This is a genomic window from Sorangium sp. So ce321, from assembly GCF_051530195.1.
In the GTDB taxonomy this organism is placed as follows: domain Bacteria; phylum Myxococcota_A; class Polyangia; order Polyangiales; family Polyangiaceae; genus Sorangium.
Genome location: NZ_CP150329.1, coordinates 4915422 through 4929195 on the forward strand (window position 1 = coordinate 4915422; position 13774 = coordinate 4929195).

The window sequence follows — 13774 nt, forward strand, 5'->3', positions numbered from 1 at the left end:
CCGGAGAGACATCCGCCCCGATCTTGCCGATAATGCGCCCGCGATGGACCAGCCCCCGCTCGACAACAGGACGGACTTCGCCGCGCACCCGCAGCTCCTCGTCGATCGGGACGGCGAGAAGCTGGTCACCATCGTCAAGGCGAGCTTCGAGCTCCAGGAGGACGGCGGCTTCGAGCTCGCGCCGCCCGAGCGCACGCGCGGGGTCCGCCTCGCCGATCTGCCGTGGGAAAAGGAGAAGCCCGAGAGCATCGCCTACCCCGCGGACATCTGCCTGTTCAAGCCGGCCACCGACGTGATCTTCGTGGCGAGGGCGTACGCGCCGAGCGGCAAGGCGGTGCCCTCCTTCGACGTGCGCGTCGAGGTCGGCCCGCTCAGGAAGTCGCTGGTGGTGTTCGGCAGGCGGCTCTGGGTGGACAAGGGCGCCGGCCTCACCGCGCCGGGGCCGATCGAGCAGATCGACATGCGCTACGACCACGCCTGGGGCGGCACGGACGACGAGGACCCCGCGGCGCTCCTCGAGGAGCCGCGCAACCCCATCGGCACGGGCGTCACGCGCGCGCCGGCGTCGCTCACCCACAAGCCGACGCCGAGCATCGAGGACCCCGCGTACCCGATCCGCAGCGCGAAGACAGCGCCGCCGCCCGCGGGGATCGGGGCCATCGGCCGGCACTGGGAGCCGCGCCGCAGGTACGCCGGGACCTACGATCAGACGTGGCAGGAGCTCCGCGCGCCGCTCTTGCCCGAGGACTTCGACCACCGCTTCAACCTCTGCGCCTCGCCCGGCCTGATCGCGGAGCCGCCGCTCGCCGGCGGCGAGCCGGTGCGGACGCTCAACCTCACGCCCGAGGGGGCGCTCAGCTTCGAGCTCCCGAGGGCGCAGGTGGAGATCGAGTTCCACGTGAAGGATCGCGAGCCGGTCGCGTTCGCGCCGCACCTCGACACGGTGCTGGTCGACCTCTACGCCACCGGCCCGGAGAAGCCGGTGGCCGTCGAGATGGTCTGGCGCGCGCACGTCAAGGCGCCCCGGCGGATGCGGGACGCGCGCGTCATCGTGCGCGAGCGGGGGCTCGCGTGAGGCCGCTCGCCGCCCTGGTGGCCGCGGGCGCGGTCACGCCGATCGGGCTGCGCTCGATCGACACCGCCTTCTCGCACCGCGCCGCGGCGGCGGCGATGCGCGAGGCGCCGCTCGTGGACGGGCAGGGGGAGCCGGTCACGATGTGCTTCCTCCCCACGCTCGATCCGCTCGTCACCGGCGCCGAGCGCGCCGCCCTGCTCGGGGCCCGCGCGCTCGGCGAGGCGCTCGAGAAGCTCGGCCCCGCGGCGCGGGCGCTGCGGGTGCAGATGACCCTGTGCCTGGACGAGCACCTCGGGCAGCGGCAGCCGGGGGGCGAGGTCCCGGCGCAGCGGCTCGCCGCCGAGCTCGCGGCGCGCGCGCAGGCGTACGCGCCGGAGATCGCGCTCAAGGTCGCGACGCGGGGCGCGGCCGGGGCGGGGCTCATGCTGCCGGAGCTGTGCGACGCGCTCGCGCGCGGCGCGATCGACGCGGCGGTGCTCGGCGGCGTGCACACCGACTACGACCCGGCGCGCATCGCCGCGCTCGACGCCGCGGGCCGGATCTTCCGGCCGGACAACCTCGACGCGCTCATCCCTGGCGAGTGCGCGGCCTTCGTGGTGCTGATGCGCCCGGACGTCGCGCGCCGCGCCCAGCTCCGCGAGCAGGGGCAGATCGTCGGCCTCGCCTCCGGGCACGAGCGGGCCCGCCCGGACAACGACGAGTCGGCGTTCCAGGCGTCGGGCCTCACCGCCGCGCTCCGCTCCGCGCTCGCGCCGCTGTCCGAGCGCGGGCTGCGCGCCGGCTGGGTGCTCACCGATCTCACCTTCGAGACCTTCCGCCATTTCGAGCTCCAGGCCGCCGCGACGCGCACGCAGCACCTCTTCTGCGACCCGCAGCAGGTCGAGAGCCCCGCCCAGCGGATAGGCCACCTCGGCGCGGCGGCCATACCGCTGCACCTCTGCATCGCAGCGGAGGCGTTCACGCGCGGGTTCGCGCCGCACCCGTGCGCGGTCTCCCTCGCGGGGAGCGACGGCGGGGAGCGCGCGGTGGTGGTGGTCGCGGCGCCGGGGTGAGGGCGAGGGCGGCGGGGGGGCGCGGGCTGGGAGTCGTCGAGACGGAAGACAGCAGGCGTCGCTGCGGGATGCCCGCTGATCGTGCAGCTCCTGTGCGCAGGTGTGCAGGCGATCCATGAAACCATGATTTGCGGAGGGCTGTGCCGCTCAGTTCAGTGCAGCGCTTCATGCTCCGGCGCCACCAGTTCCGGCTGGCATAGACGACGCAATGGTTGAATTACTTCTTCCTTCCACGCGGTGCGAACACGCTTCTCCAAGTCGTCGTGCAGATCCTCTCGGTTCGGATCCTCAAACCATGAGTTGAACATATCGGCAACCAGACTGCGGTAGGGTAGCCCTTGTCCGTAGAGACCCTCAGAACTGTTCCAGAGCTTGTCTGCATGGTCACTAGGTTCGAGTAGGGCAGGGCGGAACGTCTCCTCGCCTGCGCGGCGGCACGCATCAAGGAATCGACTGCGCCAGAACTCAAGCTGGCTAGTCACGCTGTCCAGCAACCCAGACGCGCCTTCAAGAGTAGGATCGGCCTTCCATTGAGCGTAAAATTCCTCGAGACCATGAAAAAACTGCTTAGAGCGTTCCCGCGCATCCATGGCAGCCCCGGCGCCAAGCCGGAAGTAGACGTTGAATGCGCTGTAGAGGCCGCGGCGGCGGGTCGATGCCCACAGGACACCATGATGGACGTCCTTTCGCATGAATCGAACGAGTTCAACGTGTGCACCTCGTGGCCGTCTCGGCAAGAACTCATGGCGCTCGGTCAAAATCGCGAGTTGATTCAGTACATGGCTCTGCGCTGCAACGGCTCGAGCTCGCTCCTCGTCCGCAAGCAGAACCGATATGTTATCGTGAATTTTTGCGATCTGTTGAACGTAAGAGTCGCGCAAGTGTCGGATTTGGTGGTTGATTGCTGTTACGAGACCACCGGGATCGTCAGCGACAGCATCGTAGAAGACGAATGGTGGTGGCGAGTCAAACCCGGCTCGGCGGAGTTGCTCGATTGCGTCGCGCTGTCTGACCTCGTAGCCATGCTCTTTCGACTCCACGCGTGCGCCATCCTCCATGGTATCCAAGGCTTGCTGGTTCTGCGGCAATACGAGCACGATGACTCGATCCCGCAGCGTTGCGGCTTCACCCACATCGCGAAGATGGCGAAGGACCTGCTGCACTACCGTATTTGGTGCATCTGGGAATCCGGAGCAAAGAATGCTGATGGTGCGTGGATCGGTTATTCTAGTTTCAATATCTGGTCGGATTGCGCTCGCGACGTCGTCGATGCCCTTGGTGTCTACGATGGTAACGTCAAATGTGGTATCGAATGGATTTCGTGGAATTAGCACATTGATTCGACGAGGCAGCGGAACATCTTCGAGTCGAGCGCGATTCACATCGCTGAACGTTCGCTTCAGCCATTCCACCTCCGAAACGCCGGTTCCATCGTGCCAAATTTCGCACCGCGTGCGTCGCGGCAAGTTCATCAAGGTGCAGAGTTCCGCGTGCAACTCCTCGCTCGAGCGGGCACCTTTCGCAAGATCGCGCAGTGGGTCGGCTGTGTTGCGCTGCCGCGGGAGGCGGGCCATGTTGCGCAGCGCGGTCTCCACCTCTCCCGGAACGCCGCGCCGCTGGTCTTCCGCTCCAGGCTTTGAGGGGGAAGGAACGAGTCCTGCGCAAAGATCGCCTACGAGCGTGTGAAGTTCCTCCTCGGTCTGAGGATCGACGATAACCCCCATTCGAGGGTTAGCAGAGGGCTTTAGTTGGACCTCGCACAAAGTTGTGCGACCTCCAGCCACTTCGAGTGCGCAGCGGTCCATGAGTCCACCTTCGCGGGGCACCGTTAGCCCAGTAATGTGGGAGATGGCAGTGGACTTGCCGATCCCAATGGTCCCGATGAACGCAACAGTGTGTTCCAGGGTCTGGAGGAATTTCCCCAGGCGCAGTAGGCCAGCGCGGTACAGATCGAGTTGTCGTCGAATAGGAGATCGTTCGTTCTCATCCGGAAACGCGCTGTCTATTTGCTTCAAGCATCGTTCTGCGCGAGTGAGCGCTTCGAGGTCCGGATGCGTGTATGGCGGTTGTGTTAAGTGAGTCCACTCGGTCCGTAGGTACTCCTTGTATTGCTTCGCCACCGGAACTCGAATCGCACTGAGGAAGGCGTTTACGTCGGAGTCGGACGGAAAAATTTCTCCCTTCTCGATCCGGGAGATTCGGCTTTGGTCAAGGCCCGACGCCCGCTGGACTTCCTTTTGGTTCAGCTTGCTCTTCTCACGCAGCATTTTGAGATCGGATCCGACACCAGACGGTAGCGAGTACGGACGCGGCATCCCTGGCCCCTTTCATCGTGAATCGATCCAGGTGTACGCATCTATGCGGTTTGTGTCAAGCATATATGCGGAACGGTTCGGTGTGGCCGGCAGCTCCCGCGATTTGGGCCTCACTTGGCACCCGCCGATCACCTCATGCGCTGGACGAGTGTAAGGATGCTAACGTTGACGGCGGCGTCAGCCGCAGGCTCGAATGGGCCGACGTTCCTCTCTCGGCCGCTCCTCGTTCGTGGCATGCCCGAGCAGACACACAATTCAAGCGAGCTGAGCGCGCTGGCCCGGAAGCTGCTGGAGCGGCTCGGGCTGCGCCGCCTTGCGGAGTGGACCGTTCCGCGCGACGAGCTGCAGCGCGAGCTCTCCGCGATGGGCTGGCCCTGCTCCGAGGCGGTGGTCCGCGCAGAGGAGAGCATGGGCGGCTTCAGCCATCCTCCGAACGGCGTCTTCGGCGTGCACGCGTCGCTGCGCTACCTGCGAGGGGAGGTGCCATGGCTGCGCGACGACCTGCAGAGCTACGGCGTGCGCGCCGACCCGAGCGACCCGTCGTCGCGGCTGCTCCCCGTGTGGCTGGTGCATGACCCGCGGCTCTGGCTCGCGCTCGACGGGCACGTCTACTACGGCAGCCACATCGACGGCCCGGAGTACCTCACGCTCGCCTTCGAGGACGTGAGCCACTACTGGGAGGTGCTCGCGCTCCTGGACGGCTTCGTCGTGGCGTTCATGCGCCCATTGGCGATGCCTCGCCCGCGCCTGGAGGCGTCGACCTTCGCGGGCGAGGCGATCGCGCGCGAACTGGGGCTCGTCCCCTTCGCGCCCGCTTCGCGCGGCGCCACCCGGGCGTGGTCCGGGCCGGGCATCCACGTCGTGGAGCTCGATATCCCGGGCTTCAAGTGCGGCACCGACGTGGTCTCCGACACGACCGAGGGGATCGTCCTCGCCGCCGCGCAGGCCCTCGACGGCGGTGCCACGGCGCGCATCACGAGCCCGGAGGCGCTGGACGCCGAGCTCCTGGCAGCGCTTCCGACCCCCTCCCGCGAGGAGCTCATGACGAGCCATGTGTACGTCTGGGGAAAGCACGCGGACTACGAGGACGACCGCTACCGACGTCGCCACCGCGGGTCGTAGTCCCGCGTCGACTGGGCTCGCCTTAGCTCCCGCGTAGACGGAGCCCGAGCAGACCCTGTCCGTCGCGCGATCCCGGGCACCCGCCCTGAGCTCCGCAAGATTCCCACGCCCCTGTCCTCGCGTCGGCCCCGCGTCGCGGCCCGGCGATGGGGCTTGGCACCGCCCGCCGATCGCCTACCATGGCTCCAATGCCCGCCTCCTTCGCCACCTTCTCCCTCGAGGGCGACAAGCTCCCCGCGGACATCGTCGTCGCCGGGTTCGAGGCCGTCGAGGGCATCTCCACCCCGTACGCGGTCGAGGTGCGCTTCTCGACCTTCGACGCCGCCTTCCGGGTCGAGGACTGCCTGCGCAGCCGCCTCTGCCTGCGGGTCGTCGATAGCAACGGCGCGCAGCGGCTGTACGACGGCATCGTCGACCGCGCCGGCTTCGCGCGCGTCGTGGGCGAGGCCCGCCAGTTCGACGTCCGCCTGCGGCCGGCGCTCGCGGCCCTCGCGCACCGCGAGGGGTGCCGCATCTTCCAGGAGAAGACCATCGTCCAGGTGGCGCAGACGATCTTCGAGGAGGCGGGCTTCGGCGACAAGGTGGAGTGGCGGATAGCGAAGGAATACGAGCCGCGCGAGTTCATCGTCCAGTACCGCGAGTCGCACCTCAACTTCGTCTCACGCCTGCTCGAGGACAACGGCCTCTTCTATTACTTCCGGCACGAGGTCTCCGGCCACACGATGATCATCACCGACGACCCCGCCTCGTTCGAGGTGGAGGAGGGGGCGCCGGTGCTCTTCCGCATGGCGCAGGGCGGCCTCCCCGGCGCCCTGCCGCTCGCCAACTTCACGAGGACGCGCGCCCTACGCACGAGCAGCGTCCAGCTGCGCGACTTCGATTTCGAGAAGCCCGCCGTGAAGCCCGAGTCCTCGCTGCCCCGCAAGGAGGCGATGGCGCTGCCCTATTTCGAGTACCCGAGCGGCTTCACCAAGGGGAGCGTGGGCGCGCGCCTCGCCGACGCCCGCATGCGCGAGCTCGCCGCCGACGCCGACGTGTGCCAGGGCCAGAGCCGCGCGGCGGGCCTCAAGGTCGGCGAGCCGTTCGCCGTCGAGGGCGCGGCCGAGCCGTGCCTGAACGGCGAGTTCGTCGTCACCCACCTCGTCTCGCGCGGCAACCAGACGCTCACGGGGGGAGAGACGAACTACGACGTCGAGAACCACTTCCGCGGCATCCCCAAGGGCGCGCCCTTCGCGGCCGAGCGCCGCGCGCGCAGGCCGCGCATCCGCGGTATCCAGACGGCGGTCGTCACGGGGTCGAGCACCCAGGAGCAGGCGATCCACGTCGACAAGTACGGCCGCATCAAGGTGCGCTTCTTCTGGGACCGGCAGGGCCAGCAGGACCACACCTCGAGCTGCTGGCTGCGCGTCTCGCAGCTCGCCATGGGCGGCTCGATGATCCTCCCCCGCGTCGGCTGGGAGGTCTCCGTCGCCTTCCTCGACGGCGACCCGGACCGTCCGCTCGCCCTCGGGCGCACCTACAACGCCGAGAAGACGCCGCCGCAGTCGCTCCCCGCCGCCAAGGCGTCCGGCTCGCTGAAGAGCATGTCGTCGCCGGGCGCGGGCGGCCACAACGAGATCGGGATGTCCGACAGCTCGGGGAGCCAGGGCTTCGGCGTCCACGCCCAGAAGGACCTCAACGTCACCGTCAAGAACGACAGGGTCGACGAGGTCGCGGTCAACGAGGAGAACCACATCAGCGTGAACGGCTCCCGCTCGGTCAAGGTCGACGAGTCGATCACCGTGTCGGGCAATCAATCGCTCGACGTCGGCGCGGTGCTCTCGCACAAGATCACGGGCAACCAATCCATCTCGGTCGGCGGCAACGACACGAGCAACGCGATCAGCAATTACGTCGAGAAGATCACCGGCAATCGCTCGTATACGGTGAGCGGGAATCAGATCACGATATCGAACGGCATCGAGCAGTCGATCACCGGGGACATGAGCCGCAAGGTCGGCGCCGTGCACATCGCCGGCAGCCTCGCGAACATCAACGATAACGTCCTCGGCGGGATGACCGAGACCGTGGGCGCCGTGAAGGCGCAGATCATCAACGGCAGCCACGGGGAGCAGATCACCGCCAACAAGGACCAGACCTCCCTCGCGGCCGAGCTCCACCTGACGAAGGGGTCTATTTCCCAGGTGGCGACCGGCGTCACCAACCTGGTGGGCGGCCTCCATTACCAGAAGCTGAACGGCGATCTCGTCGTGCAGGCGCCGCTGATCACGCTCCTCGGCGCGGTCGGCTCGTTCAAGGGCGGCGGCAGCGAGCTCAAGCTCGGCGGCGGGCCCATCGTGATCAAGGGGGCCAAGATCGCGGTCAAGGGCGCGCTGGTGGTCAAGATGGGCGCGTCGATGAAGCTGGGATCGTGAGTCTCACGGGCGCTTGTGAGGTGAAGAGTGGCTGATCATCATATCCTCGCGATCCCCTCCGTCACCGTGGAGGGCAAGGTCTACCGGGTGCTGCGCTTCGAGCTCTCCGAGCAGCTCTCGGAGCTCACCCGCCTCGAGTGCGACCTGCTCGACGACGAAGCGGCGCTGCCGAGGCCGAAGGACGTCATCGACAAGCGCGCGGTGTTCACGCTCTCGCGCAGCGACGACACGCAGACCCGCACCTTCGCGGGCACCGTCGTACTCGCCGAGCTCCTGCCCGACAGCGACGACGTGCCCACGTTGCGGGTCCAGGTCGCGCCGGCCCTCTGGAACCTGGGGCAGCGCGCCGACTGCCGGATCTTCCAGGAGAAGAGCGCGGTCGACATCGTGAAGGAGGTGCTCGAGGGGGCGGGCGTGCCCGCGGGCCAGCAGGACTGGCGCTTGACCGAGCCGCACCCGGCGCGCGTCTACACGGTCCAGTACCGCGAGCGGGACCTCGACTTCGTCCACCGCCTCCTCGCGGAGGAGGGGATCTACTTCGCGATCCACACGAAGGACGAGGAGGACGTGCTCGTCTTCGGCGACTCGCCGACCGGCCTCGAGGACATCGAGGGGACGACCTCGCTGCCGTTCTTCCAGGACTTCGGCGTCGGCGGGTTCGCGGACCGCGTCGTCCGCCTGTCCCGCGAGGTCTCGGTGCGGAGCGACAAGGTGTTCGTCCGCGATTACAACCCCGAGAAGCCCTCGCTCAAGCTGGAGGCCTCGGCCGAGGGGAGCGATCCAGGGGACCACGCGCTCGAGATCTACGAGGTTCCCGCGCGCACCGCCGACGTGAGCGTGGCGGAGCGGCTCGCCAAGGTGCTGCTCGACGCCGTGCAGGCCGAGCGCGACGTCGTGCGCGGCGAGAGCGGCTCGCTCGCGCTGCTCCCGGGCCGGCGCTTCTCGGTCGAGGGCCACCCGTACGACCCGCTCAACCAGGAGTACCTCGTCGTGCGCTCGCGCATCGCCGGCAGCCGGCCGCGGAGCTTCGAGCTCTCCGGCAGCGCGGCCGCGGAGGACGGCGCGCGCGACCTGCGCATGAGCTGCGAGTTCTGGGGCGTGCCCACCGGCAGCACGCGCTACCGGCCGCCGCGGCGCGCCCGCGAGCAGGTCATCCCGGGCGCGCAGACGGCGATCACCACGGGGCCCTCGGGGCAGGAGATCCACACGGACGCGGGCGGCCACGTGAAGGTCTCCTTCCACTGGGATCGCTCCGGCAAGAAGGACGACACGTCGAGCCGCTGGATCCGCACGAGCCAGGTGCCGACGGGCGGCTCCATGCTGCTGCCGCGCGTCGGCTGGGAGGTCACGGTGCGCCACATCGAGGGCGACGCCGACCGGCCGTTCGTGATGGGGCGCATGTACAACGCGCTCACGCCGCCGCCCTACGCCCTGCCGAAGGAGGCCGGGAAGAGCTCCCTCCAGACGGCGACGACGCCGGGCGGAGGCAGCTCCAACGAGCTCCGGATGTCGGACGCGAAGGGCGGCGAGGAGATGTTCATCAACGCCTCGAAGGACATGTCCACCGAGGTGAAGAACAACGCGACCGAGTCGATCGGCAACAACCACACGAAGAAGATCGGCGCGGACCAGTCGACGAACGTCACGAACAGCATGACGAGCAGCGTCGGCGCCAACCAGAAGATCTCGGTCGCCGGCAACCAGGCGATGAAGGTCGAGACCTTCCACGTGGACGACATGGGCGGCAACCACACGCTCTCGATCGGCGGCAACCGCGACATGAAGGTCGGCGGCGACCACAAGCGCGACGTCACCGGCGACAGCTCGCTCACGGTCTCCGGCAACCAGATCGACCTCGTGGTCGGGTCGGTCACGGATCAGACCCTGGCCGCCTTCAAGCACGAGGTCAGCGCGGCGCTGGTCGAGCTCTCCCTGGGCCACCGCACGGTGACGGTCCAGGGCGACCGGAGCGAGACGGCCACGGGCGCGAAGGTGATCGCGGTCAAGGCAGGGCGCGGCGTCGAGGTCGGCGGCTCAATGAACGTGAAGGTCGGCGGCGCGATCGTCAACGTCGCCAACGGCGACCGGGTGGAGAGCTCGCTCGGCGCCTACACCGAGCTCGCCGGCGGCGCGCACATCGTCAAGGCGAACAACGTCGTCTTCGAGGCGACGGGCGCGCTCACGCTGGTCATGGGCGCGTCGATCGTCTCGCTGACGCCCGCGAGCGTCGCGATCCTCGGCCTGTCCGCGAAGCTCGACGGCGACGTCGCCGACACCGCCGCGCTGGTGCTCGACAACTGAGGAGGAGGCGAACGTGGCACGCGAGACGATAGCGCACTTCACGATCGAGGAGGTCCCCGCGGCCCGGGTGCTCCGCTTCGAGTCGATCCACGAGGCGGGCAGGCCCCTCGTGCTCGACGTCGAGGTGATCCTCTACGCCTTCCAGGAGCTCGACGCGATGATCGGGAAGGGGGCGGTGCTCTCCTTCGGCGCGCCCGGCGAGCCGCCGCGCGTCATCGCCGGGACCGTGGAGGCCGCGACCTCGATCGGCTCGACCGAGCTCGGCGCGCTCGGGCTGGGCGCGCGCTACGCCGTGCGCGTCGTCTCCTCGCTCGCGCTCCTCGCGCGCAGCGTCGACTCGCGCATCTTCCAGGAGATGAGCGCCAAGGACATCGTCGCGCAGGTGCTCTCGGAGCACGGCGTCGCGCGCGTCGCGTGGCGGCTCAGCGGCGACTGCCCGAAGCGCGAGTACTGCGTGCAGTACCAGGAGAGCGCGCTCGCGTTCATCTCGCGGCTCATGGAGCACGAGGGCATCTACAGCTTCGTCGAGGTGGACGACGAAGGGGAGATCCTCGTCTTCGACGACGACAGCGCCGCCGCCGGGCCGATCCAGGGCGACCCCGCGCTGCCGTTCCGGCGGCGCACCGGCCTGAGCGCGGCCGACGAGCGCGACGCGATCTACGCGATCCGCGAGCGGGAGCGGGTGCGCTCCGGCAAGTTCGTCCTCCGCGACTTCGACTTCGAGCGGCCGCAGCTCGACCTCACGGCGACCGCGGCGTCGAGCGAGCGTCCGGGGCTCGAGCGGTACGACTACCCGGGCGGCTACTTCGAGCCGAGCGAGGGGTCGCGGCTCGCGCAGATCCGGCTGGAGGAGGAGCAGGTCGAGCGGCGCACGCTCGAGATCGAGGCGGTCTGTCCGCGCCTCGCGGTCGGGCAGAAGCTCACGATCACGGACGCTGGCGAGCTCGACGGCGAGTACTTCCTCTTCGCGGTGACGCACACCTTCGTCCACGAGGAGGACGCCGAGCGCGGCGGCGGCGGCGCGGCGCGCTCCAAGGTGCGGGCGCGGCTCGTGCCTGCCGAGGTGAAGTACCGGCCGCGCCGCATCACGCCGATCCCGGTGATCGAGGGGCCGCAGACGGCGACGGTGGTGGCGCCGGCCGGCTCGCAGCCCGAGGCGATCCACACCGACGAGCACGGCCGGTGCAAGGTCAAGTTCCACTGGGACCGGAGCGACGCCGTCGACGACAAGGCCTCGTGCTGGATGCGGGTCGCGCAGCTCCAGACGTCGGGCTCGATGATGCTCCCGCGCATCGACTGGGAGGTCATCGTCGAGTTCCTCGAGGGGAACCCCGATCGCCCGATCGTCACGGGGCGCCTCTACAACGGCGTCTTCATGCCGCCTTACGCGCTGCCCGAGGGCAAGACGCGCACGGCGATGCGGACCGCGAGCACGCCGGGCGGCGGCGGCGTCAACGAGGTCCGGTTCGAGGACAAGGCGGGCGCGGAGGAGATCATGATGCACGCCCAGCACGACATGAAGACGGCCGCCGCGAACAACGCCAAGAAGAACATCGGCAACAACGAGACCACGGTGGTCGGGAACAACGCGTCGCTCGAGGTCGGGGGCAACCAGACGACGAAGATCACGAAGGGCTCCTCGAACACGGTGGGCGCGGATCAGACGATCAGCGTGGGCGGCAACCGTACGGTCGAGGTGAACGCCGTGTCGGCGCTGACGGCGAAGGGCAACGCGACGACCACGGTGGGCGGGAACCAGTTCGAGATGGACGGCAACCCGCTCGAGGCGATGCTCGCGCTGGCGGCGCAGGCGGCGGTGCAGTTCGCGAGCGTGATGGCGAACAACGCGATCTCGGCGATCCAGGGGCAGGTCGACGGCGCCATCAACCAGGTGATGGCGCCGATCAACGGGCTCACGCAGCAGGTGCAGGGGGTCGCCGGCGCGATGGGGGCGGTCGCCGGGGGCGACATGAGCCGCATGCCCGCGATGATCGCGGGCGCGTCGGGCATCCCCGGCGCGAGCCAGCTCGCGGCCTCGATGGGCGGCGGTGGAGCGGGCGGCGGCGGTGGAGCGGGCGGCGGCGGTGGAGCGGGCGGCGGCGGCGGAGCGGGCGGCGCTGCCCGCGGCGCCGGCGGCGCTGCCGGCGCCGGCGGCCCTCCGAACATGCTCGCGGCGATCGCCTCGAACGCGGCGCACAACGCGCTCGCCGGGGGGATCTTCGTCAAGCCGGAGGCGCTCGCCTCGGCGCTCGGGATGGACTCGGGGGGCGGCGGCGGCGAGTCGATGGCGAACGCCGCCGGGCCGGAGGGCAACGTCGATGGCGTCGACGCGACCGATCGCGAGAAGGGGCCCGGGCACTCGACCGCGAAGGTGGCGGGCACCCACAAGGAGGACGTGGGGTCGATGAAGGTCCTCGGCGCGATCCGGGACATCGACAACAACGTGACCGGGAAGAAGACGATCGACGTCGGCGCGGCGACGGTGCAGGTCGCCTTCGGCAGCTACTCGGAGAGCGTCACCGGCTCGAAGAACGAGAAGGCGACGGGGCTCGTGGTGCTCAGCAACGCGGGCGAGAGCGAGACGGTGACGGGCTCGCGGACGGCGATGGTGGGCGGCGCGGTCGTCGACAAGCTCAAGGGGTCTCACGTCGTGCAGGCGGTGGGGCCTGCGACGTTCATCGGGGCCTTCCACAAGGTGGAGGCGAAGGGCGCCATCATCTTCAAGTGCGGCGGCAGCGAGGTGGTGATCGACGGCGGCGGCGTCACGATCAGCTCGCCGCTCGTGGCCTTCCTGGCGCCGAAGATCCAGCTGCCGAAGAAGGTCTCGGAGGTGTGATGACGGCTCGTTTCGACGGCGGTTCCGTGCAGGCCGGCGCGCCGCCCGCGGCGGAGGAGATCGAGGCGGAGGCCGAGGCCGCGGAGGCGCCCGAGGCGCGGCGGGTGACCCTGGATGACGTGCTCGCGGAGCCGGCCGCGCCCGCCGAGCCGGCCGCGGCGCCGCTCCCGGCGCGGCAGGCGCAGCTCCTCGGCGCCGCGATGCGGACCGCGCGCGTCGCCTCGGTCATCGGAAGGACGGCGCAGATCCTCGTCCGGGGCGCGGAGGGGCCGGTCGCGGCCGAGATCGCGCCCGAGGTAGATCCCGAGGTGATCGCCGACGCGCATGCGCGCGGCGACGCCGTGCTCGTCGAGATCTGCGAGGGCGCGCTGCCGCTGATCGTCGGGGCCCTGACGACGCAGCGGCCGAAGGCGCTGCACTTCAAGGCGGACACGATCACCGTCGAGGGCGCGCAGGAGCTGCTCCTCCGCTCGGGCCGGGGCGCGATCCGCATCCGCGAGGACGGCGACATCGAGGTGGTGGGCAGCCGCATCAGCGCCGCGTCGCGGGGGCTGTTCCGGATCGTGGGGAGGCTGCTCCGTCTGAACTGACCGGGCACGCGCAGCGGGACCTGCGGCGGAGCGATGGAGCCCGGCGCCCGCGTATCCAGCGCGCCCGCG

The 13774-nt window shown here is 69.3% G+C and carries 8 protein-coding genes; 7 read left to right on the forward strand and 1 reads right to left on the reverse strand.

The features are described from left to right. Window positions 1-43: 43 nt before the first annotated feature. The gene (locus WME89_RS18690) at window positions 44-1075 is read left to right on the forward strand and encodes a DUF2169 family type VI secretion system accessory protein (RefSeq protein ID WP_438010473.1); all 1032 of its coding nucleotides are present in this window, start codon (window positions 44-46) and stop codon (window positions 1073-1075) included. Then, the gene (locus tag WME89_RS18695; RefSeq protein WP_438010474.1) at window positions 1072-2127 is read left to right on the forward strand and encodes a beta-ketoacyl synthase N-terminal-like domain-containing protein; all 1056 of its coding nucleotides are present in this window, start codon (window positions 1072-1074) and stop codon (window positions 2125-2127) included. The genes WME89_RS18690 and WME89_RS18695 overlap by 4 nt, the downstream gene beginning before the upstream one ends. 152 nt (window positions 2128-2279) lie before the next feature. On the opposite strand, the gene WME89_RS18700 is transcribed toward WME89_RS18695, so the two are convergent. Then, window positions 2280-4394, reverse strand: a complete 2115-nt coding sequence (locus tag WME89_RS18700) for a helix-turn-helix domain-containing protein (RefSeq protein WP_438010475.1) — start codon at window positions 4392-4394, stop codon at window positions 2280-2282. A gap of 282 nt (window positions 4395-4676) precedes the next feature. Between WME89_RS18700 and WME89_RS18705 the strand changes: the two genes are divergently transcribed. From WME89_RS18705 to WME89_RS18725, 5 genes are all read left to right on the forward strand, one after another. After that, window positions 4677-5564 (forward strand): hypothetical protein, encoded by an 888-nt coding sequence (locus WME89_RS18705; RefSeq protein WP_438010476.1) that lies wholly within the window; start codon window positions 4677-4679, stop codon window positions 5562-5564. A 188-nt stretch (window positions 5565-5752) separates the two neighbouring features. Beyond that, window positions 5753-7978 carry a type VI secretion system Vgr family protein gene (locus tag WME89_RS18710; RefSeq protein WP_438010477.1) on the forward strand — a complete coding sequence of 742 codons (2226 nt, stop codon included), beginning with the start codon at window positions 5753-5755 and terminating at the stop codon, window positions 7976-7978. Window positions 7979-8005: 27 nt separating this feature from the next. Next, the gene (locus WME89_RS18715; protein WP_438010478.1) at window positions 8006-10279 is read left to right on the forward strand and encodes a type VI secretion system Vgr family protein; all 2274 of its coding nucleotides are present in this window, start codon (window positions 8006-8008) and stop codon (window positions 10277-10279) included. 13 nt (window positions 10280-10292) lie between these two features. Continuing rightward, the gene (locus WME89_RS18720; RefSeq protein WP_438010479.1) at window positions 10293-13115 is read left to right on the forward strand and encodes a type VI secretion system Vgr family protein; all 2823 of its coding nucleotides are present in this window, start codon (window positions 10293-10295) and stop codon (window positions 13113-13115) included. Beyond that, a complete protein-coding gene (locus WME89_RS18725; RefSeq protein WP_438010480.1) occupies window positions 13115-13705 on the forward strand; it encodes a hypothetical protein in 591 nt (196 codons plus the stop codon). The genes WME89_RS18720 and WME89_RS18725 overlap by 1 nt, the downstream gene beginning before the upstream one ends. Window positions 13706-13774 lie beyond the last annotated feature (69 nt).